Source organism: Ideonella lacteola, assembly GCF_038066555.1.
In the GTDB taxonomy this organism is placed as follows: domain Bacteria; phylum Pseudomonadota; class Gammaproteobacteria; order Burkholderiales; family Burkholderiaceae_C; genus Ideonella; species Ideonella lacteola.
This window is the reverse complement of sequence record NZ_JBBUTG010000001.1, coordinates 259,980-286,045: the sequence shown is the minus strand read 5'-3', so window position 1 is coordinate 286,045 and position 26,066 is coordinate 259,980. Positions and strand designations below refer to the sequence as shown.

At 62.8% G+C, this 26,066-nt stretch carries 24 protein-coding genes and 1 riboswitch; of the genes, 14 read left to right on the top strand and 10 right to left on the bottom strand.

The genetic code is table 11. The features are described 5' to 3' along the window. Window positions 1-19: 19 nt before the first annotated feature. Together AACH06_RS01110 and AACH06_RS01105 are read right to left on the bottom strand one after the other, a co-directional pair. Window positions 20-3,718 carry a DUF748 domain-containing protein gene (locus AACH06_RS01110; RefSeq protein ID WP_479723917.1) on the bottom strand — a complete coding sequence of 1,233 codons (3,699 nt, stop codon included), beginning with the start codon at window positions 3,716-3,718 and terminating at the stop codon, window positions 20-22. Between the two features lie 321 nt (window positions 3,719-4,039). After that, the gene (locus tag AACH06_RS01105) at window positions 4,040-5,596 is read right to left on the bottom strand and encodes a UbiD family decarboxylase (RefSeq protein ID WP_341423740.1); all 1,557 of its coding nucleotides are present in this window, start codon (window positions 5,594-5,596) and stop codon (window positions 4,040-4,042) included. Between the two features lie 267 nt (window positions 5,597-5,863). On the opposite strand from AACH06_RS01105, the gene AACH06_RS01100 reads away from it, so the two are divergent. From AACH06_RS01100 to nrdR, 3 genes are all read left to right on the top strand, one after another. Continuing rightward, window positions 5,864-6,769, top strand: a complete 906-nt coding sequence (locus AACH06_RS01100) for a transglycosylase SLT domain-containing protein (protein ID WP_341423739.1) — start codon at window positions 5,864-5,866, stop codon at window positions 6,767-6,769. Between the two features lie 58 nt (window positions 6,770-6,827). After that, a riboswitch (ZMP/ZTP riboswitch) is annotated at window positions 6,828-6,963 on the top strand. A gap of 63 nt (window positions 6,964-7,026) precedes the next feature. Then, complete coding sequence (gene glyA / locus AACH06_RS01095; RefSeq protein ID WP_341423738.1) at window positions 7,027-8,277, top strand: serine hydroxymethyltransferase; 1,251 nt, start codon at window positions 7,027-7,029, stop codon at window positions 8,275-8,277. A 47-nt stretch (window positions 8,278-8,324) separates the two neighbouring features. Next, complete coding sequence (gene nrdR, locus AACH06_RS01090; protein ID WP_341423737.1) at window positions 8,325-8,768, top strand: transcriptional regulator NrdR; 444 nt, start codon at window positions 8,325-8,327, stop codon at window positions 8,766-8,768. A 70-nt stretch (window positions 8,769-8,838) separates the two neighbouring features. Here the strand turns inward: nrdR and AACH06_RS01085 are convergent, their stop codons facing one another. From AACH06_RS01085 to AACH06_RS01055, 7 genes are all read right to left on the bottom strand, one after another. After that, on the bottom strand, window positions 8,839-9,288 hold the full coding sequence (locus tag AACH06_RS01085) for a type IV pilin protein (RefSeq protein ID WP_341423736.1): 450 nt from the start codon (window positions 9,286-9,288) through the stop codon (window positions 8,839-8,841). A gap of 11 nt (window positions 9,289-9,299) precedes the next feature. Then, window positions 9,300-12,971: a pilus assembly protein gene (locus AACH06_RS01080; protein WP_341423735.1), complete on the bottom strand. Its 3,672-nt coding sequence runs from the start codon at window positions 12,969-12,971 to the stop codon at window positions 9,300-9,302. 15 nt (window positions 12,972-12,986) lie between these two features. Continuing rightward, window positions 12,987-13,460, bottom strand: coding sequence for a pilus assembly PilX family protein (locus AACH06_RS01075; RefSeq protein WP_341423734.1), 474 nt, complete (start codon window positions 13,458-13,460; stop codon window positions 12,987-12,989). A 41-nt stretch (window positions 13,461-13,501) separates the two neighbouring features. Further along, entirely contained in the window at window positions 13,502-14,377 is an 876-nt protein-coding gene (locus tag AACH06_RS01070) for a PilW family protein (RefSeq protein WP_341423733.1), read from the bottom strand. Beyond that, on the bottom strand, window positions 14,374-14,937 hold the full coding sequence (gene pilV / locus AACH06_RS01065) for a type IV pilus modification protein PilV (RefSeq protein ID WP_341423732.1): 564 nt from the start codon (window positions 14,935-14,937) through the stop codon (window positions 14,374-14,376). Before pilV ends, AACH06_RS01070 begins: the two co-directional genes overlap by 4 nt. Window positions 14,938-14,939: 2 nt before the next feature. Next, window positions 14,940-15,506: a GspH/FimT family pseudopilin gene (locus AACH06_RS01060; protein ID WP_341424216.1), complete on the bottom strand. Its 567-nt coding sequence runs from the start codon at window positions 15,504-15,506 to the stop codon at window positions 14,940-14,942. A 111-nt stretch (window positions 15,507-15,617) separates the two neighbouring features. Then, window positions 15,618-16,211: a GspH/FimT family pseudopilin gene (locus AACH06_RS01055; protein WP_341423731.1), complete on the bottom strand. Its 594-nt coding sequence runs from the start codon at window positions 16,209-16,211 to the stop codon at window positions 15,618-15,620. A 226-nt stretch (window positions 16,212-16,437) separates the two neighbouring features. Between AACH06_RS01055 and ribD the strand changes: the two genes are divergently transcribed. The 11 genes from ribD to tolA all read left to right on the top strand — a co-directional run bounded on the left by ribD (window position 16,438) and on the right by tolA (window position 25,623). After that, window positions 16,438-17,559, top strand: coding sequence for a bifunctional diaminohydroxyphosphoribosylaminopyrimidine deaminase/5-amino-6-(5-phosphoribosylamino)uracil reductase RibD (gene ribD / locus AACH06_RS01050; protein WP_341423730.1), 1,122 nt, complete (start codon window positions 16,438-16,440; stop codon window positions 17,557-17,559). 88 nt (window positions 17,560-17,647) lie between these two features. Further along, the gene (gene ribBA, locus AACH06_RS01045; RefSeq protein WP_341423729.1) at window positions 17,648-18,745 is read left to right on the top strand and encodes a bifunctional 3,4-dihydroxy-2-butanone-4-phosphate synthase/GTP cyclohydrolase II; all 1,098 of its coding nucleotides are present in this window, start codon (window positions 17,648-17,650) and stop codon (window positions 18,743-18,745) included. 36 nt (window positions 18,746-18,781) lie between these two features. Continuing rightward, a complete protein-coding gene (ribH, locus tag AACH06_RS01040; protein WP_341423728.1) occupies window positions 18,782-19,246 on the top strand; it encodes a 6,7-dimethyl-8-ribityllumazine synthase in 465 nt (154 codons plus the stop codon). After that, window positions 19,243-19,725 (top strand): transcription antitermination factor NusB, encoded by a 483-nt coding sequence (nusB, locus tag AACH06_RS01035; RefSeq protein WP_341423727.1) that lies wholly within the window; start codon window positions 19,243-19,245, stop codon window positions 19,723-19,725. Before ribH ends, nusB begins: the two co-directional genes overlap by 4 nt. A gap of 6 nt (window positions 19,726-19,731) precedes the next feature. Then, complete coding sequence (locus tag AACH06_RS01030; RefSeq protein ID WP_341423726.1) at window positions 19,732-20,916, top strand: pyridoxal phosphate-dependent aminotransferase; 1,185 nt, start codon at window positions 19,732-19,734, stop codon at window positions 20,914-20,916. Between the two features lie 76 nt (window positions 20,917-20,992). Next, window positions 20,993-22,633 (top strand): serine/threonine-protein kinase, encoded by a 1,641-nt coding sequence (locus tag AACH06_RS01025; RefSeq protein WP_341423725.1) that lies wholly within the window; start codon window positions 20,993-20,995, stop codon window positions 22,631-22,633. Continuing rightward, window positions 22,633-23,028 carry a TssQ family T6SS-associated lipoprotein gene (locus tag AACH06_RS01020; protein WP_341423724.1) on the top strand — a complete coding sequence of 132 codons (396 nt, stop codon included), beginning with the start codon at window positions 22,633-22,635 and terminating at the stop codon, window positions 23,026-23,028. Before AACH06_RS01025 ends, AACH06_RS01020 begins: the two co-directional genes overlap by 1 nt. A 92-nt stretch (window positions 23,029-23,120) precedes the next feature. After that, window positions 23,121-23,516 (top strand): tol-pal system-associated acyl-CoA thioesterase, encoded by a 396-nt coding sequence (gene ybgC, locus AACH06_RS01015; protein WP_341423723.1) that lies wholly within the window; start codon window positions 23,121-23,123, stop codon window positions 23,514-23,516. Beyond that, window positions 23,513-24,205, top strand: coding sequence for a protein TolQ (gene tolQ, locus AACH06_RS01010; RefSeq protein WP_341423722.1), 693 nt, complete (start codon window positions 23,513-23,515; stop codon window positions 24,203-24,205). The genes ybgC and tolQ overlap by 4 nt, the downstream gene beginning before the upstream one ends. Before the next feature lie 17 nt (window positions 24,206-24,222). Continuing rightward, complete coding sequence (locus AACH06_RS01005) at window positions 24,223-24,654, top strand: ExbD/TolR family protein (protein ID WP_341423721.1); 432 nt, start codon at window positions 24,223-24,225, stop codon at window positions 24,652-24,654. A 48-nt stretch (window positions 24,655-24,702) separates the two neighbouring features. Continuing rightward, entirely contained in the window at window positions 24,703-25,623 is a 921-nt protein-coding gene (gene tolA, locus AACH06_RS01000; RefSeq protein ID WP_341423720.1) for a cell envelope integrity protein TolA, read from the top strand. Here tolA and AACH06_RS00995 read toward each other — a convergent pair. Next, window positions 25,595-26,059 (bottom strand): DoxX family protein, encoded by a 465-nt coding sequence (locus AACH06_RS00995; protein ID WP_341423719.1) that lies wholly within the window; start codon window positions 26,057-26,059, stop codon window positions 25,595-25,597. The genes tolA and AACH06_RS00995 overlap by 29 nt on opposite strands. Window positions 26,060-26,066: the final 7 nt, after the last annotated feature.

Here is a 26,066-nt window from a genome sequence, read left to right as displayed (position 1 = left end):
GCCGGGCCGAGGCCAGGCATCAAGGTGTTTCCAGGCTGAGCTGGGCGCGCGCGCCCCACCGCTCGTCCGTGCCCGCACCGTCGGCCGACTGCCATCGCGGCGCCGCCAGGAACAGGCGCTCTCCCGGCAAGCCTTTGGCCATCAGCGCCTCTCGCACTGCCAGGCCACGCTGCAGGGCCAGTTCACGCGCATTGTCTTCGCTGACCGCATGGGACGCCCTGAGCAGGGTTTCCATCTCGGCCAGCGGGATGTCCTTGGGCAAGCCCAGCACATTGCGTGGCTTGTTCGGCAACCGGGCATCTGCATAGAGGCGGCTGACGATCTGCTCGCGGGTCGGAGCTGCTTCGGTGGCGGCGTCCGCCCCGGTGCCTGCCCCGGTGGCGCTTGAAGCCGCCGCCACCAGATCATCGAGCCACGCCGCCTGGATCGCCTCACGTTCGCCGGAAGGGTCGGCGGCGGGCGTGATGGTGAGCCGCAGGTCGTCCCGGGCCGACAAAGCACGAGCCACCTTGTCCAGCGCGGCCGTGCCTGCATCGCTGAGCCGGGCGCGGCCGGGCACAAACTCGACCACACTGAGATCCACCTCATCGCTGCCCGACAGCAGAGAAAAGGGTGCCGTGATGGCTTTGGTCAACAGACTGCCGATCAATTGGGCGATCACCCCACCCACGCTGAACTCGGGATCGTTGAACGAGCCGCCGACCGGCAGGTTCAGGTCGATGACGCCATCGCGGTCCTTGAGCAGCGAAACAGCCAACAACACCGGCAGCTTCGTGGCACTCGGGCTGTCGACGCGATCGCCAAAGGTGAGCTGGTTCAGCACCAGGCGGTTGGTGGCATCCAGACGCCCATCCGCGCCGACCCGGTAGGCGACGTCCATCGACAGTTTCCCGCGCTCGATCGCATAGCCCGCGTACTTCGCGGCGTAGGGCGACAAGGGGGCCAGCTCCAGATCGGTCGCACGGGCCTGAACGTTCAGCACCAATGGGCGAGCCAAGGGATTGAGCGCACCGCGCACGTCGAGCTGGGCCGTACCCGCGACCCGGCCCAGCAACTCCAGCGACGCGGTCTCGTGGCTGTTACTGCGAAACGCACCCACCTGGCCGTTCAGATCGGTCATTGAGGCGCTGTAGCTGGGTTTGACGAAACGGTCGGCAAAGTCGACCCGGCCATTCTTCAACCGCACCCCACCGACGATGAGGTCCACCGGCCAGGCCGGCGATTCGGGCACCGCCGCGGCCACCTCCACGGGCTGTGCTGGGGCGGGCGACGGTGCATTGAGATCGGCCAGGTTGAAGCGCCCCTCCTCGCTCACCATCAGCTGGGCGTAAAAGTCGTTCACCTGGGCGGCACCCAGCTCGATGCGCGGGCGCTGTCCCGGCTCCAGCGTCACCTGAACACCGGGCACGTCCAGCATTTGCCAACGCAGCAGGTCGTCACCCGAGGCGGCGGCCATTTGGCGCGGAACCGCCTGCACGTCCGACACCTTGGCGTCGCCCTTCATCGCGAGACGCAATCCGGGCTCGGCAAGCGCCCCGGCCACCTCACCCGTCCAGCTGAAGTCGCCCCGTCGCAAGGTCACCGGCAGCGCCACCCGAGCCTGCGACAACACGCTTGGCAATGGCAGGTTGACGAGCTGCGCCTTGCCACGCCACGCCACGGGGGACAGCCCCACCTCCCCTGCGTATTCGATCCGTGCCGGCGCGGATCGTGAAGCGGGCCGTGACCACCGGGCGCTGAACTGCCAGGACGAGGTGGCACCTGGGGCAGCGGGCCATTGCAGCCCTTTCACGCCCAGCTTCACCCGCTGAAGCTCTATGGCTGCACCGTCCACCGGCGACACCCCGTCGTCCCGCCAAGAGAAGCTGCCTTCGTCGATCGATGCGTCGGCAAGACTCACCTGCCACGGGGCAGCCGGGGCAGCCTCCGCCACAGGGGGTTGGGTTGCGGCCGGCGCTTTCCACCAACCTGCGACATCGAGTTGTCCGTCTGCCGTTCGATGGACGCGGCCTTGCAGGCCATCCCATTGCCAACGACCGATCCGGACCGTGCGCTGCGCGAGGTCCACGGCGCCGTCACTGACGCGCCACTGCTTCCACGCGACGGCCGGCGCCCGCTGGTCGGGCACCGTGGCGGTGAAGTCGGACACGGTCAGCTCACCGGCCTCGAGCCGAGGCAGCTTTTCTCCGATCTGCCCCTCCCATTGGGCGGTGACGGCCAGCCCCGCTCGTCCGCGCAGTTGCGGCTGGAGAAGTGGTTGCAGGTAGGGCCCGGCCCAATCGATGGGCACATCGTTCAGTTGCAGAGTCAACCGGCCACCGTCAGACGTCCACTGGCCCTCCCATTGCGCCTCGGGTGACGTGGTGGCAGCCTTTGGCGGCTTCGAAGAAACATCGTCGTTGGTCCAGTGGGTGCGCCCCTTGATGCGCCCCGCGGCCGCCCCTTTGGCGGCGGGCCACTGCACGTCCGATGCGTCGACCTGGATCGCCTCGAAGCCCCAGTTCACAGCCGGTGAAACGGCTTGGTCGCGCCATTCGACCCGGCTGTCTTTCAAGCGAAAGCGCCCCAGTTGAACTTGCCACGGCGGCGAAGTGGTGGGCGCCGGAATGGCAGGCTGGGGCTGGGGCCGCAAGGCTCGGTCCGGTGCCACCGACGAGGCAATCCAGTTCAGACGGGAAGATTCATCTCGAACGACATGCACCGCCAACTCATCCAACTCGACCGCGCCCAAAGCCAGGCGCCGCTTCAGTGGCTGGACATCGGTCAGCTGGATCGCGGCGGCCCCCAACTCGGCCAGCCCCTCGCCACCGGGGGCTTGTACACGGAGTGACTTGGCGTTGATGGCACCACGCAAGCTGATGTCAGGGTCGCCAGAGGCTGGCCACTTGAAGTGCAGTGCCAGGTCGGCGGACACCCAACCCGCCACCGGCCGCGCGGGCAGTTGTGCCGGCAGATAGGCCAGCCAATCGGCAAGATCGATCTCGCCCGTCTTGACGGTGAAAACGCCCGCCCTGTCCCGTGTGAACAGGGTGGCCTGCGCGCCGGTGTCGAAAGACGTGTCTTCGGTGCGAAAAGAAAGGTGCGGCTCGACGGTGGCGTCGATCGCGTCATCCAGGTTCGAGATGAACGGCAGCCCGAGTTGAATCTCGGTGATGTCATGAACCTTCGACTTGGGGCGGTCATCAAACCGAACACGACCGCCCCGAATGCTGAGGTTGTAGAGGGCAAATCGCTGCGGAGCCGCCTCTTCCGAGCCAGCCGGCCGCCGGAAGCGCGCCAGCAGGTCGTCCAGGTCGTAGTGGCCGTCTGAGAGCCTGGCGAACTGGATCACGGGCGACTCCAACTCGACAGCCTGGATCACCGGCGCCCGCTTCCACAAGCTGCGCAACTCAGCATTCACATGCGCATGTGCGAGTGTCAGCAACGCAGCCGACGTGGTGGCCCCCGTCGCGGGCGCGGCGCCAGCGATCGTGATGCCGTCGGCGGACACGCTCAGCGTGAGCGGATTGATATGCAAGCGTTCGATGGTCACCGCCCGCCCAAGCACAGACGAAGCCGTTTCCTCCGCGTACCCGCGAAGCCAAAGCGGCAGCACCAACCAGGTCAGCAGCAAGACCGCGCCTACGCCGCCAACCACAGCGCTGAAGACTCGCCGCCCCGTCGTGCGGGTGGCTGACCGCCAAACGGCGAACAAGTGAACGGAAGGCTTCAAGGGCACACGCAGCACAGCATCCAAGATGGCCGCGATTGTGGCGGACCGTCGTGTGAGCGTCTGAAACCGACGGCCCAATGACGAAGCCCCTCCGAGCCCTTGCGGGTGGAGGGGCCTGTGAGTGGCACTGCCACTCCGTGGGGCTCCGGCAGGGAAGTGGGCCGGGGCTCCGTAGGCGCGGGAATTGCGCTTACAGGGTGTTGCCTCATCGAGGCGAATTCAGTGTGCGCCCGTGAAAGCCGCACCGCAAGCATCTTTACAAGATCATCCAGTGCCCCTGTATGCAGGGCGTGAACTGTTCCCGCCCATGCTTCGGCACGGGGCGGCTCAGCGGCCAGCGAGCACCCGGTCGACCAGGCCCGCCATGCGCGCCTTGACGTCTGCGTCCATCTGGATCGTGCGGCCCCACTCACGGCTGGTTTCACCGGGCCACTTGTGGGTGGCATCGAGCCCCATCTTGCCGCCCAACCCGCTCACTGGAGAGGCGAAGTCAAGGTAGTCGATCGGCGTCTCGCCCACCAACGTCGTGTCGCGAACGGGATCCATTCGCGTGGTGATGGCCCAGATCACTTCCTTCCAGTCTCGGATGTTCACGTCATCGTCCGTCACGACGATGAACTTGGTGTACATGAACTGGCGCAAGAAGCTCCACAGGCCGAACATCAAGCGCTTGGCATGACCGGGGTAGCTCTTCTTGATCGAGATCACCGCCAAGCGGTAGCTGCAGCCTTCGGGCGGCAGATAAAAGTCGACGATCTCCGGAAACTGCTTCTGCAGGATGGGGACGAACACCTCGTTGAGTGCCACCCCGAGCACCGCCGGCTCATCAGGCGGCTTGCCGGTGTAGGTGGAGTGATAGATCGGGTCTCGCCGATGCGTGAGGCGGCTCAACTCGAAGACCGGAAACCAATCCTGCTCGTTGTAGTAGCCCGTGTGGTCGCCAAAAGGGCCTTCCAGCGCGTGAAGGTAACCGTTGATCTCGCGCAGCGGCACGCCATGCTCGCTGCGTCCTTCGAAGCCGACGGGCGCGGGCGGGATATGCCCCTCCAGCACCACCTCGGCACGTGCAGGCACCTGCAGCTTGAGATCGCCCTCCCCCACCGAGCTGTCAGCGAGCTCTGTCCGACCGCCGCGCAAGAGTCCGGCGAACTGGTACTCCGACAGGCTGTCGGGCACCGGGGTGACCGCACCCAAGGTGGTGGCCGGATCGGCCCCCAGCGCCACGGCGATCGGGAACGGCTTGCCCGGATTCACCCGAGCGAAGTCACGAAAATCAAGCGCCCCGCCGCGATGCGCCAGCCAACGCATGATGACTTGGCGCGGCCCAATCACTTGTTGGCGGTAGATCCCCAGGTTCTGGCGAAGACGGGGCCGCGGCACGTTGCGCGGCCCACGGGTGATCACCAGTCCCCAGGTGATCAGTGGCCCCGCGTCCCCGGGCCAGCAAAACTGTACGGGCCACCGGGCCAGATCGATCTCGGAACCTTCCTGCACCACCTCCTGGCACACCGGCAGGCTCACCCGGGTGGGTTTCATGTCCCAGACGGCCTTGGCCATGTCCCAAAGTTTGCCGGCCTCCCTCAAGGAACTAGGGGGTTCCGGTTCTTTGAGCGCCGCCAGCAGCCTGCCCACTTCCCGCAACTCGGAAACGTCGTCGGCACCCATTCCCAGGGCCACCCGACGCGGCGTGCCGAACAGGTTCAACAACACGGATTTCGCGGGTCCCGGCGCGCTTTTGAGCAGCAAAGCCGGGCCCGCAGCCCTCAAAACCTCGTCCGCCAGCGCTGTCATCTCCAGACGGGGCGATACCGGATCGGCCACCTGCCGCAGTTCACCCATGCGTTCCAGGTTGTCCAGAAAGCCTCGGAGATCTCGGTACTTCATATCGATTTGTTATTAGATTCAGGATTCATATGCTTGACTGGTTATTTATAGGCTTCCTACAATTCGCCGCAACAACCGAAACAAGGGTTTACCCGGGCGCCCTCTGAGGAGTGCCCCCTCAAGGTAACCACCCCGCCCTGCCGCCGGAGCGCCTGCCACGCAGCGCACCTTTGCGAGGTGGCAGCCGATTATCACCAGCCCTTAGAGCACGGGCCCGGGCCATTGCCCGCCGCGCTGCAGGACCGGTGTGAGAGAGGAAGGATGGACATGAACGAGCCCCAGTGGTGGCTGCGCATGGCCCAGGCCGCCCGACACGCCAGCGCAGTCTTCCTGCGCGATGTCGGCAACGGCCTTCTGGAGGTCAGCCACAACATGCTCGCTTTGGTCGGCCTGCTGGTCGTCGCTTTGGCGGTCTTCGCCGCCGGCCGGGCCGACCTTCGGGCGACCGTCGAACAGCAAGCACTCGACTGGCTGCAACAACGGCAGAGCGCGCGCACTGAAGAGATCACCGGCTACGTTGCGGAACCGGACGACCCGGACAGCGCCGCGCTCGCCAAGGCGCTGGCGACCGATCCATCGGAATTGAACCGCCAACAAGCGGCGGTGGCGACTTGGCTGTCGCGCCGATACCGTGTCGCCCCCGAACCAGTGGCACGTCTGGTGCAAGAAGCTTGGCGCGTCGGCCAACGCGCCAACCTGGACCCCACGCTGATCTTGGCCATCGTCGCCATTGAATCCAGCTTCAACCCCTTCGCACAGAGCCCCGTCGGTGCCCAAGGCCTGATGCAGGTCATGACGCGGGTGCACAACGACAAATACGAGGTATTCGGAGGCTCACTCACGGCCTTCGACCCCACCACCAACTTGCGCGTGGGCGTTCAAGTCTTGAAAGAGTGCATCTCTCGCGCCGGAAGTCTGGAGGCGGGCCTGAAGTTTTACGTGGGAAGCGCCAACACGGCCGATGACGGTGGCTATGCGGCAAAGGTGCTGGCCGAGCAGCGCCACCTTAGCCGCGTGGCCGCCGGGCAACCCGTGCCAGTGACCGTCCCCACCGTGGCTGCACCTGCAGTGGCCGCGACCGCCCCTTCGGCCCCGACCCCCACGTCACCCGCCGAAGCGCCAAAGGCAGACGCAAAGCCCCTCGATCACGAACAGGTGGCTTCCGCCCGCTGACGTGTCTCCGCCACGCCAAACGGCGGAGAACCCCTTTGCCGACAGGCGGGATACACTAGTTTCCACGCGCAACTGGCGATAGCGGCTCCAACACTCCCTACTGGTTTCTTTGGGCGCCGCGAGGTGGATCACCACCGGGAAGCGCGGGGCGGCAAGCCTGCTGCCTAGAACAGCCGTTCGCCTGGGCAGCCCGCCATCTGCATGCAACGCCATGTAGCCGGCGCTGGCGTGATCGCCCGTTCACAAGGAAGCCACCAATGTTCGACCGCACCCAATCGACGATCGCCCATGTCGACCCCGAAATCTGGGCCGCCATCCAGGCCGAGAACCGCCGGCAAGAAGAACACATCGAGCTGATTGCCTCGGAAAACTACACCTCGCCGGCCGTGATGGCAGCGCAAGGCTCGCAACTCACCAACAAGTACGCAGAGGGCTATCCCGGCAAGCGCTACTACGGCGGTTGCGAGAATGTCGATGTCGTTGAGCAACTGGCCATCGATCGTCTGAAGCAGCTCTACGGCGCGCAGTTCGCCAATGTGCAGGCCAACTCAGGCTCGCAGGCCAATCAGGCCGTCTTTTTCGGCCTGCTGCAGCCCGGCGACACCATCATGGGGATGAGCCTCGCCGAAGGCGGCCATCTCACCCACGGCATGTCGCTGAACATGAGCGGCAAGTGGTTCAAGGTCGTCAGCTACGGCCTCGATGCCAACGAGGCCATCGACTATGACGCGATGGAGCGCCTGGCCCACGAACACAAGCCGAAGCTCATCATCGCCGGCGCGTCCGCGTACAGCCTGCGCATCGACTTCGAGCGCTTTGCCAAAGTCGCCAAGGCGATCGGCGCCTTCTTCATGGTCGACATGGCGCACTATGCCGGCCTGATCGCCGCTGGCGTCTACCCCAATCCAGTGCCGCACGCCGATGTCGTCACCTCGACCACCCACAAGAGCCTGCGTGGCCCGCGCGGTGGCATCGTTCTGATGAACGACGAGGCGATTGCCAAGAAGATCAACAGCGCGATCTTCCCCGGCATCCAAGGCGGACCGCTGATGCACGTGATCGCCGGCAAGGCGGTCGCGTTCAAAGAGGCATTGAGCCCGGAGTTCAAGGCCTATCAGCAGCAAGTCGTGGCGAACGCCAAGGTGCTGGCCGACACGCTGACCGAACGCGGCCTGCGCATCGTGAGCGGTCGCACCGAGAGCCACGTCATGCTGGTGGACCTGCGCCCCAAGAACCTCACGGGGAAAGATGCTGAAGCGATTCTGGGTGCCGCCCACATGACCTGCAACAAGAACGGCATCCCGAACGACCCCCAGAAGCCGATGGTCACCAGCGGCATCCGCCTTGGCAGCCCCGCCATGACGACGCGGGGTTTCAAGGAAGAGCAGGCACGTGCCACCGCGCATCTGATCGCCGACGTGCTCGACAACCCCCACGACGAAGCGAACATCGCGCGCGTGAGAGACAAGGTTGCCGCTCTGACGCGCGACTTCCCCGTCTACCGCTGAAAAGGCGCTAGACCGCCGCTGCCCCACACCGCCATCGCGTCAGCAACATGCGCTGCCCCTACTGCTCACACGTCGAAACCCAGGTCGTTGAGACCCGGGAATCGGACGAAGGTGACGTGGTTCGCCGGCGGCGCAAATGCACCAAGTGCGACAAGCGATTCACGACCTATGAGCGAGCGGAAATTGCACTGCCAGCCATCGTGAAGCGCAGCGGCGCCCGGGTGGATTTCGACCCGGCCAAGTTGCGTGCCTCCATGACCTTGGCGCTCCGCAAGCGCCAGGTCAGCATTGAGCAGGTGGATGCCGCCATCGAACGCATCCAGGAAAAGATGCTGACGAGCGGCCAACGCGAGATCCCCTCGACGCGGATCGGCGAATTGGTGATGCGCGAACTCAAGCGCCTCGACAAGGTGGCCTACGTCCGATTCGCGTCGGTATACCGCAGCTTCGAAGACGTGGATGAATTCAGTAGGCTGATCAAAGAAATTTGACTATCGCCTAAACGTGCGCGATAGCGGCCAAACGGCCGCTTCTGTATTCCGCACCGTTGATCTCAATAGCCTACTTCCAGCACTCGCTCGTCGTGCCAGAGCCTTGCCCTTTCAAACCTGTATCCGTAAGGGTCAGGTCACCACACACAGGGTCGTTCAGAACAGGTTTCGCGGTCAACGTATAACAACGGCCGCTGCAGTTTTCAGCAACCTCAATGTCGTAGGTGCGTTTGTCCTTTTCGACACCAACCGGCGCCCAGTTCATACCGGCAGCTTCCAACTTGTCTCCAGCTCCGGTGAACGTGTTGTTCGCCGAATAGTACCGCTGCATGTATTGCGACGCCTGCATCAACGCAGTCGCCGCCTCGTTGCGCTTTGCACGACGCACCTGTTCCGTATAAGCCGGATAGGCGATCGCAGCCAAGATCCCGATGATCGCCACCACGATCATGAGTTCGATCAAGGTGAATCCTTTCACCCTTCCACGAGATCCACACCACGGGAATTGCTTGCTAGACATCACAGAAAATCCTATTTCTTCGCAGGAACAGGCGGGTTGACAATCTGCTTCCAGATTCTGTCCTTGACAGTGAAATTGTCCGCAGTGCACTGAACGCGAACCCATTCACATGCCTTGCCAGTGTGGCAGTCAAGATATTTGCGGAAACCATCCTCGCACTCGGCACCATCGTCTTCGTCTTCGTTGCCGCGCATCACAATAGCGTCGCGGCCGTCATTGCCAGTCTTGAATCCTGCGGCAATGATATCTTGCTCGTCAACCTTCCCGTCTCCGTTTGTATCGTAAGTCGGGGTGTCTTGGGTCATGCCATTGGCCGCGATCAGAAGATAGTTGTATCCAACGCCGGTACTGGTCGAACACACCGCAGCTTCAGTGGCAGGCACCGATGTGCTGAAGAACACATAGGTATCGGCGAGAACAAATGATGGGAACAGAACGCGCTGCCTTGAGAACGGCAAATCCATCAACCATCCCAACTGACTCTTCCAATCGACCTCCTCCGTTTCCACATCGAAGTACTTGCCGTTGGTATCGGAGGGTGTGGTCGACGCCTTCTGGACTTGCAGCTTTTCGCGATGTCGAGAAACCCCGTGGAACGGGCTCGTGGCAGCTGCCGAGGATTCCCCGATTTTCGTGGTATCCCAAACCCCATAGAAAGTTTGCGTTGCGGACGAATCCGCATCCGTGGTATCGATCAGTCGTCCGGTACCGAAGAGTACAACCTGGCCATACTCCGGATGGTGGACAGTAGCCGGCGGTATGGTAATTGGCTGAGCGTGACCGTCTTTATCTGTAGCTCGGAACAAGGCTTCGCCAGAGAAACCAACCACGACTTCACCGTCCTTGATGTCAAAGCGCCACAAGTTACCCTTCAAATCACCGGCGTAGGCGCCCACGACCTCATGAGAAGTTTCATCCTTGATAAGAGAAACCCCCATCAGACCCGTACCACTTGAGCTATCGACCACAATCTTCTGCTCGATGTCGCCATCCTCCAAGTCAACGACCAGAAGAACCGCCTTGCCGTCTTTCGAATAAACCCCGTTTCCGACGAATGCTTTCCAACCTCCGCCCTTGATTTTCCCAACGGCGAAATCGGCGAACATGTACCCAATATCTTCATCGTCGGCGGAACTCTTCTCCCACATGATCGTGTTCGCACCGAGGTCAGCGGCGTCGAGGGTCGAACCAAAACTGGTTGGGATGTGTAGCGCAAAAAACGTCCTGCCTCCCGCCCCCATACTCCCAATCAGCAGATTCGACCATTCCGCCGAACTCGCGCCGCGCGGGCGGATGAACGCGTCGGTTTCATTGATGGGGCCATCGACGAAAAAGCGGTGGTAATTCGCCGTCGTGCCATAGTCCTTTGACGCGATCGTGCCAAGTCGCGAAAGCCCCTCCTTCGGCAGGTAACCAAAGACTTCGGTTCCGTCAGAAGAACGGAAGGCGTGCAGCATGCCATCGTTCGCACCCGCAAAAACCAATCCGTCAGATCGGCTCTTCTTGGCGGCTACAAACGTCGTGTAGTTCGAATCAAACGCCGTGTAACCCAAATTGAGGAGACCTTTGACCAGAACCGGCGGGGAGTTGACGAAGTCCCCGAGATACTTGCCATCTCGGCTCCTGTATGTTCCCGTGTAGCCCGTATCCGTGTCATCTCCACGAATGTAATTGGTGAGTCCTTTGGATCCCACAAGACTCTGAATACTGGAGGGCATCGAATCCCAGACAAACGCTCCGGGCTCCGATCCATACCAAGTAAAAAGGTTTCGCTTTGCGGCTGCCGGCAGATGCTCGCTCGCTCGCCACAGCACCGAGTCACCCTCGCGGCCGTCGATCCCCAGCGGCCAAGCTTCCAGGTCACCCCACCACGACACCGATTTGTACTTCGGCACGTACTTAACGTTGCCGGCAACGATGTAGCCTGAAGCCGTGGCTACACCAGCCTCCTTCGCTTCGTTACCTGCAGAGCGACCGAAGGCATCCTTCAGTGCCGCGGTCAATTCAGTGACGTTGCGAACCGAGTAGAAGTCTCCTCCCGTGTTGACCGCGGCATGCCACATGTCGTCGATCTTCTGGGGGTTACCTTTGGTCGGGTCAGGCCAGTTCTTTGAACCTTCCGTGATCGCCTTCAATGTCGCGGTCTTCTGCGCCGGCGTGGACGAATCCAAAGTGCCAATCACACCCAAGCCCACCATGAATTGGGTCAGGTGTTGCCAGTAGGCAATGTCACCCGTCAACGGTGGCACCTTGTTGGCCAGATTCGTATCCAAATCCGTCACGAAGAATTTCATTGCCACGTCTGCCAACGTGTTCGAAAGGGCCGTCGGCGAGTCAATGAACGGCCGGACCGGCTTGTACTGCGTCGGGCTATAGCTATTGGGGTTGCTGCCGGCGTAATCTGTTCCGCTCACCCCATCTATATCACCGGCGCCACTATAGCTGTCGTTGTAATAGCCATCTGTCATGAGCAAGCTGACAGATCTGCGGCACGAAAGCTTTTCCTTGTTCGTCTTCGACGACGGGTCGGTCAACCACGGACTGCCGGTCTGATCGCTCGAACGGTCGAAATATGTCCCCACAGTATTCAGTGCGGTGCGCAAGGGTGTACTGGGCCACGAGGACACTTTTTGCACGCCGGTCAACACCTTGTTCAGACGTGTCGCATCAAGCGGACGCATCGGCCCACCATTGCTCTCAGATTCAATGATGGAGTATTTTTTGGAGCTGCCGTCAATACTAGTGCTTGAACCGTTGTTGATGCGGCCCCAACTGACTCGGAGCTTGTCTTTGAATTGAACAAAAGACTCGGAAACGGCCGCCTTCGTCAATGATTCACGCATTCGATAGTAGGTGAACCAGTTGGCGAAGTTTTGTAGTTCCTCCACCTGAGTGCACTTCTTCCCTGCACAATCGGTGCGATTCGCGTTCTTTTCGGCGGGCGCGTGACTTCCGTCAGTCGCATTGACGTCGTAAAGGGTGAAATTGGATTTTGAAGTAGGATCCGCCCCTGATTTCAACCGATACACGTAGCCCGGGTAAAACTCTTGTGACGAGTTGCTGGTACTGTTGTACTTCGTATACCAGACCGTGCTGATTTTGGCGTCTGCACCGGTTGGCTTGGTGTAGTTGATCGAAAGATTGAAGGTGGCGTCGGTGATCACCGGGTCGTACGGCGCCGCGGATGGCTTTGCATTGGGGAAGCGCGTCCCGTCCGGCTTGTACCAGGGCAGATACCGAATGTCAGGGTTGTAATAGATCGCATTGACATCGGGCGATCGGTACTGCATTTGATAGACTTCGGTCGGATTCTTGATCGATGTAACCACCCCGTCAAGATATCCACCCGTTGGCCACGTACCGGCAACGCAGCTTCCCTTTTTTCCATCTTGGCATAGCTTTCGCCAGTCGCCAGGAAATGCAGCAATCCACCCGTTGGCCAACGTGACTGATTTGCCATTGACGGTAAAGCTGCCTTCGGGCATGAAATCAGCCAACATCGACCCTGAATCATCAATGGTCAAGTTGACGTTAGGGATAGGCGGCTCAGCCACCCTGCTTGACAATGGAATCTGGGCAGGCTCGCCCCCCCAAATCGCCGTAGGAATCACGGCGGCCGCAAACACGGCCACAATCGATACGTTCTGAATGCGGCCGTTCAGGCGAGCAATCGAGTGTGCCATGGTGCCCTCGACTCGTTAATTGAGATAGACCACTGATTGAAGCCAGACGACGGATCCGGTATCTGTATATCCGTCGCCATCGGCTGAGTAATCGGGGCTGTACCCCTGTGCCGTAACCTGGTAGACGGTCTTGCCGTTGATAACCAATTGCTGAACCATGCACTGGGGTAGCTTTTCCGGCGAAAACGTGCTGTTTGAAGAAAGCATGTAATCTTCCGGCACCTCGTAGATGCCAACCTTTTTTTCTGCCCAGTGGCTGTAGGTGTTCCAGTAATCGGCAGGCGAGGCGGGTAAAGCAGCGGGTGTACCGTTAGCGTCTGCAACCGCCTGCGTCTCGCAATAGCGCAAGCCGATTTGGGCGGCTTGCGTTGCCAGTGTCTGGACGCGAGTGTTGTTAGCCACAACGTCGGTGCTCAGGACGCTACGCATCACCGAAGCTGACGTCAAGCCAATGATGACCAGAACGATCAGCGCTACCAACAATGTCACGCCGCGCTCCCGATTCCGCTTTGCGCGGGCTGCCGAATGCCTCACAGGACTGCTCCCAAACGATTTTGCAGAACCACGGTTGTCGTGAAGGCGCGATACATACGAAGATCGCCGTCGTCCTTCACCTCAACAGGCCCCGAGCACCCTTGATAGGTACCGACAGATTCATTCAGTGCATTTTCGGCACTGCGAACAACCACACAGATTCGGACAGCCACGACGTTCGTCCAGCCCGCAGAGTTAGGAACAGCACCGATTTCATCTGCCGTGGCGTAGTAGGCCGCGCCGTAACTGTCCGGGGTACCGTTGACTCGGTTCGCAACGCCATATCTGATCTGCAAGTCGACAACATTATCAACCAATGCCTGGCCAGCATCGTTCGCCGGTCCTCTGCACAAAAGCTGACCATCCTGCACGTAGTATCGGCTGTAATTCAGATACATCCCGCTCACCGCAGTTAAGGCACCACCCAGACAGTCCAACGGCACATTGCTCGACGTGACGCTGTTCCACTGATCAGCCTGATACGCCACCGCCACTGAATCTGCGTCACCCTTGGCGTTGCAGGTCAGTTGATCGATGGGTTTCCCCAAATCGGAAAATGCGCTATCGCATCCAAATATCCCTACACCTGCATACTGCTTGACAAAGCGCCCGGTAGTTTTGTCAAAGTCCTGGGGCGCACCGTAACCTACCATCGCCACCCCGGTCCGCAGCACATTCAATGCGATGCTCGCGTCTTCGGTGACTTGCGAGAGGGCTCGCCCGTTTCGGCCGCTGGTTCCGGTACTCAGGTACGCCGCAAACACAGCGCCCACCACGACCAAGCCGATGACCAGTGAGATCATCAACTCAATCAGTGAGAAGCCGCCCTGCGCGCGCGCGCCGTGCAAACGGTGTTTTGTGTACTGAATCACAGGCTCACCCGAAAGTACAAGCAACGAGGTTGGGGATCCTTGTCGCGGAAGCCCGGCGGACATTCCTGATGGGAACCCGAATCTGATCCGAAGGCGTCTTCATTTTCGCTGGCCTTGGGATCCAACCAGGCTACCCAGATGTCCGCCGCCACCGGCGGAGTTTGAGAACCATCTGCCGCGACGTATCCTTGAGCACTCGGTAGCGAATGGTAGAGCGCCTGATTCCATTCCGCCAAATCTTGGGCGGCCAACTCAGCCGGGGAACATTCAGTCTTCTTCGCGCAAGCCACAGGATCCGGAGGCTCGTCTGACGGCGGCTCGTAGGCGTTCAACAATTCATACGCTCCGTTGTTGACACCCAACTTGTTGGCCCGCATACGGTCGGCCATGTCGGATGCCAAAAGAGTTGCGACGGCCCGGAACTCGCTCGTTTTGCCCAGCCGGGACGCTGCAGCCATCAAACCACTCAAGGCCAGCACGCCGAATGAGACGACCAACATTGCAACGAGCACTTCAATCAGCGAAACGCCTCGAACTCTTCGAACCGTGATACGGCGCATCGTCAAATCCCCTTCGTCACCTTAGCGCGGCCTTGCACACTGATTTCAACTCGCCGAACGCGCTTTTTATAATCATCATCTCCGGTATCGCCGACAGGATAGAAGTCGTACGTGTCGGCACCCAAGGTCACAATACCCGTCGACTGAAAGTCGATCTGCGACTCGTCAGTATCCACCGGAGTATCGGCCCTCATAGCACGCAGGCCATTCTGGATTCGCAAGACTTGCTGAGACTCGGGGTAGATGACCAACCACCCCTTATCCCAGTCCGGCTTTCCGGAGCAAACTGGCGCCTCGTCCTCCGGCGCGCTGGTGGCGCAGATGGAAACTGGGCGAGACCGCTTCATTGCTTCGGTACGAGCGAACCGGATCGCCTCCACAAACTCTTGCGCGTTGGCTTCAGCCGCGCGATCCGAGAGAAACTGAGTCATGGACGGCACAGCGAGCATCAGGACGATGCCGGCGATGGCCATGGTCACCAACAACTCGACCAACGTGAATCCGCGGCTCGATGCCGCCCTGGTCAAGCGCGTCCGGCGGGGAACTAGGCGTATGAACGGAGCATTCATAAGGCCATCTTCGTTCATGACCGAGGCGTAGGGGACGGGGTGGTGACAAGCGGCCCCCGCTTGGCGACGAGCGGTGAGACGTTGCGCCTCCTGCTCGGTTGGCAGGCTTGGTCATCCCGCACACTTGCCGACGGTCGCGACGCGGGTATTGCCCGGCTTGTTGACGCACATGAGCTTCGAGCCGGGCAGCTCCTGATCCAGCAACGGCTGCCCCTGAGGAACAGCGCGAAAGTGCGCCGCGATGCTCAGCAATTCACCACTGGCGCGGTAAGTGAGGTACCGCGTCGTGGCTATCAAGCCACCCGCTCCTGTGGGAGCTTCTCGGATGGCAAGGATCTGATCTGCTTCGCCAACGGTGCCGCGCTCTCCCCTGTCTACGAACACCAACCAACCCGCGCTCCAATCCTTGCCCGTCGCGACGCAATCTGGCTCACCCAACTTCAGCGACTCAGCATCCAACGCACAGATGGAGACCAACTCTCCTCTTGTGGTGGCAACAAGCCGAGCGCGATGTATGGCCGACTCCAGTTCTGCCATTTGGGCATTCACGGCAGCGCTGGCTTTGAATTGATTCATCGACGGCACGCCCATGGTGGCAAGCACTCCAGCTACCGCAAGTGAAGCCAACGTTTCAATCAGCGTGACGCCGCGCTGGGCTTTTGGAATCCGGCAGTCACGCCGCAAATAATTCGACTTCAGATACATATTCCCTCCAGGTGATCGGCGCCAATATCTGGCACCCCTATATTTCTTGACGACCCCAGACGCTCAAAGTACAGATTAAGTCACTCTCAGTTCGAGGTGGACACTGAAATTCTTGCCCACGCGCCCCATACCCGTCTCTCCCCCCAAAGGGCTCCACAAAGTGTTGTCAGATCCCCCTTTGGTGGGGTCGACGCTGTGATTGCTGCGGCGGCTTAAACTTCAGTCAATGACGCGATCGCCATCAGGTAAAGAGGATTGGGCGTTGCCAATGCGGCGCGCTTTGGCCTTGGCTGAAATGGCCGTGGGCCTCACCGAACCCAATCCGCGGGTTGGATGTGTCTTGGTGTCGGCCGATGGCCAGTGGATCGGCGAGGGCCATACCCAAGCCGCAGGCTCAGCGCACGCCGAAGTGATGGCGCTTCGAGACGCCCAAGCGAAGGGTCACTCCGTAGAAGGGGCCACGGCTTATGTCACCCTGGAGCCGTGTTCGCACTACGGCCGGACGCCGCCGTGCTGCGACGCATTGATTGCCGCGAAAGTCGCACGGGTGGTTGTCGCGGCGGGGGATCCGAATCCGCAGGTCAACGGTCGCGGCGTCGAACGGATGCGAGCCGCCGGCATCGATGTGATGGCGGCCGACGGCGACGCCGAAGCCGCATCGCGCGAACTGAACATCGGGTTCTTCTCTCGCATGCAACGCGGGAGGCCGTGGATCCGCCTCAAGGCGGCAGCCTCACTGGACGGCCGAACCGCTTTGGAGAACGGCGTCAGCCAGTGGATCACCGGCGAATCGGCGCGCCACGATGGGCACGCCTGGCGCAAACGCGCATCGGCTCTGATGACCGGGTCTGGCACGGTGTTGGCCGACAACCCACGCCTCGATGTACGCGGCCATCCCATTGCACGGCAGCCGTTGCGAATCGTTCTCGATTCATGTCTGCAGACGCCGCCTGATGCCCAACTGCTGCGCGTGGGCGGACCGGTGTTGTTCGTCGCCAGCCGCCCGGAGCCCTCCCGGGAGGCCGCGCTGCGAGACCTCGGCGCGGACGTCTTGACCCAGCCCTCATCTGAAGGCCGCATCGATTTGCCCGCGCTGATGGATGAGCTCGGGCGGCGTGGCATCAACGAGATTCACGTCGAGGCAGGCGCCCGGCTCAACGCCTCACTGCTGCAACACGATCTGGTCGACGAGTTGCTGGTCTACCTGGCTCCGATGCTGCTGGGTCCCGGCCGTGGCATTGCAGCCCTGTCACCACTCCACGAGCTCAGCGGCGTGAGACGCTTTTCCTTCCACGGCGCTCAGACGGTGGGCGAGGACGTGCGCCTGATCTTGCGGCGCCAAGCCTGACACCCGTCCCAGGCCGGGAGTGTCGTGCGGGGGCAGCAGCATCACCTCGCACCCCGATCCGTCTGGACCCGCCGCCTACAATCGCGAGATGCCCATTTCTCCCGTTCCAGAGCTGGTGGCCGAGCTCGCCGCCGGCCGTATGGTGATCCTCGTCGACGAAGAGGATCGCGAAAACGAAGGCGACCTTGTGCTCGCCGCTGACCACGTCAGCGCCGAGGCCATCAACTTCATGGCCAAGCATGGCCGAGGGCTGATCTGCCTGACGCTCACCAAAGAGCGCTGCGAGCGCCTGAACCTGACGCCGATGGCCAGCCGCAATGGCACCGTCCATGGCACCGCTTTCACCGTCTCGATCGAAGCCGCCACCGGCGTGACCACGGGCATCTCCGCCGCCGATCGCGCCCGTACGGTGCAGGCAGCCGTCGCACGCGATGCCAAACCCACCGATCTCGTGCAACCGGGGCACATCTTCCCGTTGCAGGCACAAGACGGTGGCGTGCTGATGCGTGCCGGCCACACCGAGGCGGGCTGCGATATGGCAGCCATGGCGGGCCTCACGCCAGCCGCCGTCATCTGCGAAATCATGAACGACGACGGGACGATGGCTCGACTGCCCGATCTCGAAGTGTTCGCCCGAGAGCACGGCCTGAAGATCGGCACCATCGCCGACCTCATCCACTATCGCAGCCGCAACGAATCGCTGGTCACCCGTGTCGGTGAACGCACCCTCCAGACGGCCCAGGGTGGCTTTCAGGCCCAGGTGTTCCGCGATCGGTCAGGCGGCGTGCATTTGGCGCTGGTCAAAGGCCGATGGCAGGCTGGCGAAGAGGTGCTCGTCCGCGTTCACGAACCGTTGTCCGTCCTCGACCTGTTGGACACCGGCACCTGCGGCCACTCCTGGCCGCTTCCCAAGGCGCTTGCCAAGCTGCAAACCGCCGAGCGCGGGGTCGCCGTGCTGCTGAACTGCGGCGCCGCAGAAGCTGAACGGCTGGTGAGCGGCCTGCTGCCTGATGGCGAACCGGCTCGGGCGACCACTTCGGTGATGGACCTGCGCACCTACGGTGTCGGCGCTCAAATCCTGCGCGAACTCGGCGTCACCCGGATGCGGCTGCTGGGCAGCCCCCGGCGCATGCCCAGCATGACCGGCTACGGACTTGAGGTCACGGGCTTCATGGCCGCCGAATGATGACTTCTGAATCTCTCCATCTCACAGGAACAACTCATGCAAGGTGCTGACCAAGGCCAGAGCGCTCCGCTGAACGGCGACGGGCTGTCGATCGGCATCGTTCGGGCCCGATTCAATGACACCGTCACCCGCGCGCTTGCCGACGCGTGTCTGGCGGAGCTGGCGGCGCTGGGCGTGGCGGACAAGCACATCGTGCAGGTCACCGTGCCGGGCGCGCTGGAGGTGCCCGTGGCACTGAAGGTGATGGCCGACAGCGAGGATTTCGACGCGTTGATCGCGCTGGGCTGCATCATCCGCGGCGAGACCTACCACTTCGAGTTGGTCGCCAATGAAAGCGGCGCGGGCGTGACGCGCGTCGCGCTCGATCACCAGATTCCGGTCGCCAACGCGATACTGACGGTCGAGAACGAAGAACAAGCCTGGGCCCGCGCGGCCGACAAGGGGCGCGACGCCGCCCGCGTGGCCGTCGAAATGGCCAATCTGCTGGACGATTTGTTGTGAACTCCCCTGCCGCCAGCGCGCCGAAGAAGCGCACCGCCCCCAAGTCCGCTCGTCGCCGGTCGCGCGAGATCGCTCTGCAGGGCCTCTACGAATGGCTGATCGCCGGCAGCGATGCCGGCGTGATCGACGCCCACATGCGTGAGCAAGAAGGCTTCGACAAGTGCGACACCGTGCATTTCGATGCCCTGCTGCACGGCTGCATCCGGGATGCGGCAACGCTGGATGCGGTGCTGTCGCGTCATGTCGATCGCCCCACCAACGAGCTCTCACCGATCGAACACGGGGTGCTGCTGGTGGGGGCCTATGAGTTGAAGAACTGCCTCGACGTGCCATACAAGGTCGCCATCAACGAGGCGGTTGAGCTGGCCAAGAGCTTCGGCGGAACCGATGGCCACAAGTACGTGAACGGTGTCCTGGACAAGGCCGCTGCAGAGCTGCGCCCGGCCGAAGTGGGCGCGGCACGCGGCCCACGCCGCTGACCCAACATGAAGCTGAGCTCACGGCTCGACCGCATCGAGCCGTTCTACGTCATGGAGTTCGCGAAGGCGGCGCGCGAAGTGGCGCGTTCTCCGGCGTGCGACCCGGCACAAGGCGGCCGCCCGATGATCTACTTGAACATCGGCGAGCCGGACTTCACCGCTCCACCAATGGTTCAGGCCGCCGCCCGCACCGCCGTTGACGCCGGCCTGAGCCAGTACACCGATGCCGTAGGGCTCTTGCCCCTGAGAGAGCGCATTTCGCAGTGGTACGGCCAGCAGCACGGCCTGGCCATCGACCCAGCGCGCATCATCGTGACGGCCGGCGCCTCGGCCGCGTTGCAGTTGGCCACCCTCGCGCTGTTCGAGACCGGTGACGAGGTGCTGATGCCCGATCCGTGCTACCCGTGCAATCGGCACTTCGTGGCTGCCACAGGTGCGCGCGCCAAGTTGATTGCGGCAGGGCCACAGACTCGTTTTCAGCTGAGTGCCGAGCACGTTGAGGGCCACTGGTCGGAGGCGACGCGAGGTGTGCTGCTGGCTTCGCCGTCGAATCCCACGGGGACATCGATCGCCCCAACCGAACTCGCACGCATCGTGCAGGCTGTTCGCCAACGTGGTGGCGTGAGCATCGTCGACGAGATCTACCTCGGGCTGAGTTACGACAGCGCTTTCAGCCACAGCGTGCTGGCTCTCGGTGACGATGTCATCTCGATCAACAGCTTCTCCAAATATTTTTCGATGACGGGCTGGCGACTGGGTTGGCTGGTCGTACCACCTCAACTCGTGGGGCCGATCGAGAAACTGGCGCAGAACCTCTATATCTGCCCCTCGACCATTGCGCAGCACGCGGCACTCGCCTGCTTCGAGCCAGAGTCGTTGGCCGAGTACGAACGACGACGCGAATCTTTCCGCGCGCGGCGTGATTTTGTGGTGCCAGCATTGAACGCCCTCGGGCTTACAGTGCCGGTGCTGCCGGACGGGGCGTTTTACGCTTGGGCCGATTGCAGTGCCCACGCCGATAGCAGTTGGGCCTTTTGCGAGCAGTTGGTCCAGCGTGCGCATGTGGCGCTGACACCCGGGCGGGATTTCGGCCCCGCTGCTGCTGAACGTTATGTGCGCCTGTCCTTTGCGACGAGCTTGCCTTTGTTGCAAGAAGCCGTCAAACGCATTGAACAGGCACTGATTCAGTGACAAGCCGTTAACCACCCAGCTTGAACCTGCTCATTTCTACCGTTGCCGGGTGACCGCCTTGGCTATGCTTGCGCCCATGCGTTGGAACCCGTTCCGGCGAGCGTCCTCGTCTGATGCGAGCGACTCCGCCTTCGAAGCCACCGTGGCCGATGATCTGTTGGCCACGTCCGGGTTGCTGACAGATGCAAGTACCAACCGCAAGAGCACCCCGCCCACCGCAGAACGGCCCGAAGTGGCCGCTTCAACCTTGCCGGTGAAACGCCCCGTGATCGGCCACGTCGGCCGCTACGCCCTGAAGGCCGTGCTCGGCGAGGGCGGGCTGGGCACCGTGTACGCGGCTTGGGATCCGCTGCTGTCGCGGGCCGTGGCGGTCAAGACGCTGCGCCTGCACCTCGAAACCCAATCGGTCGGTGCGCTGGATGACCTGATCCTGAACGAGGCACGTGCGGCCGCCAGGTTGTCGCACCCGCACATCGTCACGGTGTTCGATGCGGGCCCGTCTGACCAGGGCATCTACATTGCGATGGAGCCGCTTCGCGGCCGCGATTTGCGCCACATGCTGCATGAAGGCTGGCGCCCCAACCCTGTCGAAGCGGTTCAGATCGTGCGGCGAGTCGCCGACGCGCTGGCCTACGCCCACGGCAAAGGCGTGGTGCATTGCGACATCAAGCCCGCGAACATTTTCATGGTCGGCCGCCGGCAGCCCAAGGTGCTGGATTTCGGTATTGCCCGGGTGGCGCACCGCGAAACCCCGTCATTTGAAGGCCCGGTCGCCGGCTCGCCTTACTACCTGGCCCCAGAACAATTGCGTGGCGAGGCCATCGACCGCCGATGTGATGTGTACTCGCTGGGCGTGGTGCTGTTCGAGTTGCTGACCGGACACCGGCCGTTCACTGGCCAGACGATCGAAGACATCAACAACGCCGTCCTGCACTCGACCACACCGAACGCCCGACAGGTCAACGCCAAAGTGCCGGCCTCGCTCGCCGCCATCGTGGCCAGGGCGATGTCACGCAGCCCAGGAGACCGCTACCCCTCGGCGCGGCATTTGTCCGCCGAGTTGCGACACTGGCTTGAGCAGCCCGAAGCGCGGGCGATGATCGAAAGCCCGGACAGTGTGCGGCGCCGTCGCCTCACCTTGGCGGCGCTCGTTGCCGGTACGGCCGCAGTGGCTGCGGGCCTGCAAGCCTGGCAGCCGTGGGCCAGCGACGCCTCACGCACCGAGCCGACCGTGGCGGCGGCGCCGTCTGTGGCACCGGTCCCGAGCCAAGTGGCAGCAGCCGACCCTCCCGCGTTGCCTCCTTCGGCATCTGCAACGACGCCGCCCCAGGACATGCCTGCTTCGGCGGCCACCGTGGCCGAGCCAGCCCCCGCCCCGGTGGCGGTGGTCGAAGAGCCAGCCAAACCGAAACCGGCGGCGCCCGCAAACCCGAAGAACGCCAAGCAGCCGCCCAAGCCTACCGTGAGCGCACCGGTCGTGGCCGAGCCCATTCCGGTGGCGCCGCCCCAGCCCGGCGTGGTGCAACTGGCCATCAGCCCTTGGGGCCAGATCGAGGTGGACGGCAAATTTGTCGGCTTGGCGCCACCGCTGAACCAGGTGAGTTTGCCGGGCGGCACACACACGATCACAATTCGAAACGGCGACTTTCCTCCAGTGGTTCGGCAGATTGAGATTTCCGCCGATCGCCCCGTGGTGATCAAGCACCGTTTCGAATAATGACCCTGCCTCTGCGATACGCCGTTGTTCTGAGTGCCGCCGTGCTCGCCACGCTCGTGGGTTGCGCCGTGCCCAATGAACCGAAGAGCGTCAGCGATGCCTTCGACAAACCTGCCGAACGCAATCTGTTGCTGGGGCTGCGCGCGTACGACGAGGGGCAATATCCGGAGGCTGAGCGGGCTTTGAACGAGGCCTTGAGATTGAAGCTGACGGCGCCGAAGGACAAGGCGACGGCCTACAAGACGCTGGCCTTCATCTACTGCACCAGTGGGCGAACGGGCGAATGCGGCGCCGCATTCAAATCCGCCCGGGCTGCCGACCCGACGTTCAGCCTCAGCAAGGCCGAAGCCGGCCACCCGGTCTGGGGCCCGGTGTACGAGCACTCCAAGTTCTGAAGCCGGCCCGGCAGGAGGATGCAGCCTGCGACAAGGGCTCGCAAGCCGTCGCGTATCATCGCCGGCTTGTTGTCACCTGCCTGTCTCGCGCCGTGCGCTTCTCCTTTCCGCTGCGCGTCTATTGGGAAGACACTGACGCTGGCGGCGTCGTCTTCTACGCCAACTACCTGAAGTTTTTCGAGCGCGCTCGCACGGAGTGGCTCCGAGCTTCCGGCCATGGCCAGCAATCGCTGGTGGAATCGACCGGCACCATGTTCGTCGTCACCGACAGCCGGGTGCGCTACCTTCGGCCCGCGCGGCTGGACGACTTGCTGACCATCACCGTGGACCCGACACGCTTCGGCCGGGCGCGGATCACCATCGACCAGCAAGCGTGGTGCGGCGAAGAGTTGCTGTGTGAAGGCGAGATCAGCATCGCCTGCGTGGACCGCGGAACCTTCCGCCCGTGCCGAATTCCGAACGACATTCTCGACACCCTCACCTCATGAGCCAGGATCTTTCCATCATCTCCCTCGTCATGGGCGCCAGCTGGGTGGTGCAGTTGGTCATCGCCGGCCTGCTGCTGGTCTCCCTGGCCAGCTGGTCGGTGATCTTTGCCAAGCTGGTGGGATTGGCGCGCATCCGCGGCCGCAACGAGCAGTTCGAGCAAGAGTTCTGGTCGGGCAAGAACCTGAACGATCTGTACCAGACGGCCAGCAACAGCGCCGACACCGCGCCGATGGAGCGATTGTTCGCCATCGGCATGCGCGAGTTTCTGAAACTTCGCGAACGCCGGCTCGACATCGGCGCCCAGCTCGACGGCGCACGGCGGGCCATGCGCGCCAGCCTGCAACGCGAACTCGATGCGATCGAAGGCAACCTCGGCTTTCTCGGCACCGTGGGCTCCGTGAGCCCCTACGTAGGCCTGTTCGGCACGGTGTGGGGGATCATGCATGCGTTTGTCGGCCTGTCCAACCTGCAGCAAGTGACACTGGCCACCGTGGCCCCGGGCATCGCCGAGGCCTTGGTGGCCACCGCCATTGGCCTGTTCGCGGCCATTCCGGCGGTCATCGGCTACAACCGTTTCGCCCGCGACATTGATCGCATCGCGATCCAGCTCGAGAGCTTCACGGAAGAGTTCTCCAACATCCTGCAGCGCAACGTCGCCACGCCCACTGCGGCGCCGTCGACGCGCTGACCGGCGGGAGATCACCCATGCCTGGCGTGATGGCTCGTGGCGGCCCGGTGCGGCGCCGTCGATCGATGAACGAGATCAACATGGTGCCGTTCATCGATGTGATGCTGGTGCTGCTCATCATCTTCATGGTCAGCGCGCCGCTGATCACCACCGGCGTGGTCGATCTCCCCAGCGTGGGCCGCGCCAAACAGCGGCCGCAGAGCGTGATCGAGATCGTGGTCGGCCTGGATGAGCGCCTGAAGATCAAGGTGGACAAAGGCGATCCATCGTCCGTCGCCCTGCCGCAGTTGGTGGCTCGCGTGAAGGAGGCGCAGCGCGGCCAGGCCGAAGTGCCGGTCGTCATCTCGGCCGATCGTCAGGTGAAGTACGAAACCGTGGTCAAGGTGATGGACACCCTGCAGCGCGCCGGCGTGCAGCGCGTGGGCCTGTCGGTCAAGCAAGGCGGCTGACGATGTCGCCCTGGTTCCGCCTCTGAAAGCCCAAGAGACTGCCCCGCCGTGAGCGCCGCCTCGTTCGATCCGATGCATCCGCTGAAATCGCTGACGGTTCCGCGCGATGCCTTGCGGCCGCCGAGTGCCGACAGCCGCAGGCTTGGCATGGCGCTGTCGGTGCTGGCGCACGGTGGGCTGATCGCGGCGCTCGCCATCGGGGTGAACTGGCACACCGAAGACCCGGCCGGCGTGCAAGCTGAGCTGTGGGCCGCGGTGCCCGAAATCGCCGCCCCCCGCGCCGAGCCTCAACCCGAACCAGAAGTAGCCCCACCGCCGCCGCCCAAGGCAGTGACGCCGCCCCAGCCCACGCCTGCTGAGCGCGATGCCGACATCGCCATCGAGAAGGCCAGGCAAGAAAAGCTGGAGAAGGAACGCAAAGAAGCGCTCGACCAGAAAGCCCGAGAAAAGCGCCAGCGCGATGAGAAAGAGCGCAAGGAACAGCTGCAGAAGGAAGCCGAGAAAGAACGGCTTGAAAGAGAGCGGGCCGAAGCGAAAGAGCGCGAGAAGGACAAGCTCGAAGAACAGCGCAAGGAAAAGGCCGCTGCCGCCGCACGCGAGAAGGCCCGCCAGGACCAATTGCGCCGCATGAGCGAGCAACTGGGCGGCAACGGCGCCCCGACGAGCACCGGCAACGCGGCGCGCGACGCGGGCCCCTCCGCCAGCTATGCCGGGCGCATCGTGGCCCGCATCCGGCCCAACATCGTCTTCCCGTTCGAGCTCAACGGCAACCCGACGACCGATGTGCGCCTGGTGGTCATGCCCGACGGCACCATCACCAAGTGGGAGGTGGTCAAGTCGAGCGGCGTCAAGGAATGGGACGACGCGGTGATGCGGGCGGTGGAGAAGACCGCCGTGCTGCCGCGTGACGAAAACGGACGCGTCCCGTCACCGATGGTGCTCAGCGTGTCGCGCTACGCAAGAAACTAGGCGCCACGAACCGGTCGACCGACCAACGGCCGGGCCCCCAGAGGATCACGCCAGTGAGCAGACTGCCCCAGAAGATGTGCTGCTGCAGCGCAGGCTCCGGGATGTCCTGCAGGCTCAGCACGGCGACGATGTTCATCACGAACAAGCCCATCGCACCGAAGCGGCCCGCCAGTCCGAACGCCAGCAGCACCGGCAGGACGAGCTCGCCCGTGGTGCCTGCCACCGCGGCCACTTCGGGTGGCAGCAGCGGCACGTGGTACTCGTCCGCAAACAGGGCAAGCGTGGTGTCCCAGTCCTGGATCTTGGTGAGCCCGGAGAGGAAGAACGCCTTCGCCACATACAGGCGCGCGGCGAGCAACGCCAAGGGCTGCAGGGCTTCAAGCCCAGCCATCGCGCGCAGCCAGGCACGCGCCAGCACAGGGGGCGCAGTCAACATGAAAATC

Bases quoted from the DNA above. Each gene is read 5' to 3' on its own strand.
- AACH06_RS01005 (WP_341423721.1), top strand. From the start codon at position 24,223: ATGCCTGGCGTGATGGCTCGTGGCGGCCCGGTGCGGCGCCGTCGATCG.
- AACH06_RS01100 (WP_341423739.1), top strand. From the start codon at position 5,864: ATGAACGAGCCCCAGTGGTGGCTGCGCATGGCCCAGGCCGCCCGACAC.
- AACH06_RS00995 (WP_341423719.1), bottom strand. From the start codon at position 26,059: ATGTTGACTGCGCCCCCTGTGCTGGCGCGTGCCTGGCTGCGCGCGATG.
- AACH06_RS01085 (WP_341423736.1), bottom strand. From the start codon at position 9,288: ATGTCTAGCAAGCAATTCCCGTGGTGTGGATCTCGTGGAAGGGTGAAA.
- AACH06_RS01020 (WP_341423724.1), top strand. From the start codon at position 22,633: ATGACCCTGCCTCTGCGATACGCCGTTGTTCTGAGTGCCGCCGTGCTC.
- AACH06_RS01030 (WP_341423726.1), top strand. From the start codon at position 19,732: ATGAAGCTGAGCTCACGGCTCGACCGCATCGAGCCGTTCTACGTCATG.
- tolQ (WP_341423722.1), top strand. From the start codon at position 23,513: ATGAGCCAGGATCTTTCCATCATCTCCCTCGTCATGGGCGCCAGCTGG.
- AACH06_RS01080 (WP_341423735.1), bottom strand. From the start codon at position 12,971: ATGGCACACTCGATTGCTCGCCTGAACGGCCGCATTCAGAACGTATCG.
- pilV (WP_341423732.1), bottom strand. From the start codon at position 14,937: ATGCGCCGTATCACGGTTCGAAGAGTTCGAGGCGTTTCGCTGATTGAA.
- AACH06_RS01105 (WP_341423740.1), bottom strand. From the start codon at position 5,596: ATGAAGTACCGAGATCTCCGAGGCTTTCTGGACAACCTGGAACGCATG.
- AACH06_RS01025 (WP_341423725.1), top strand. From the start codon at position 20,993: ATGCGTTGGAACCCGTTCCGGCGAGCGTCCTCGTCTGATGCGAGCGAC.
- ribH (WP_341423728.1), top strand. From the start codon at position 18,782: ATGCAAGGTGCTGACCAAGGCCAGAGCGCTCCGCTGAACGGCGACGGG.
- glyA (WP_341423738.1), top strand. From the start codon at position 7,027: ATGTTCGACCGCACCCAATCGACGATCGCCCATGTCGACCCCGAAATC.
- AACH06_RS01060 (WP_341424216.1), bottom strand. From the start codon at position 15,506: ATGAATGCTCCGTTCATACGCCTAGTTCCCCGCCGGACGCGCTTGACC.
- nrdR (WP_341423737.1), top strand. From the start codon at position 8,325: ATGCGCTGCCCCTACTGCTCACACGTCGAAACCCAGGTCGTTGAGACC.
- ribBA (WP_341423729.1), top strand. From the start codon at position 17,648: ATGCCCATTTCTCCCGTTCCAGAGCTGGTGGCCGAGCTCGCCGCCGGC.
- AACH06_RS01055 (WP_341423731.1), bottom strand. From the start codon at position 16,211: ATGTATCTGAAGTCGAATTATTTGCGGCGTGACTGCCGGATTCCAAAA.
- ribD (WP_341423730.1), top strand. From the start codon at position 16,438: ATGACGCGATCGCCATCAGGTAAAGAGGATTGGGCGTTGCCAATGCGG.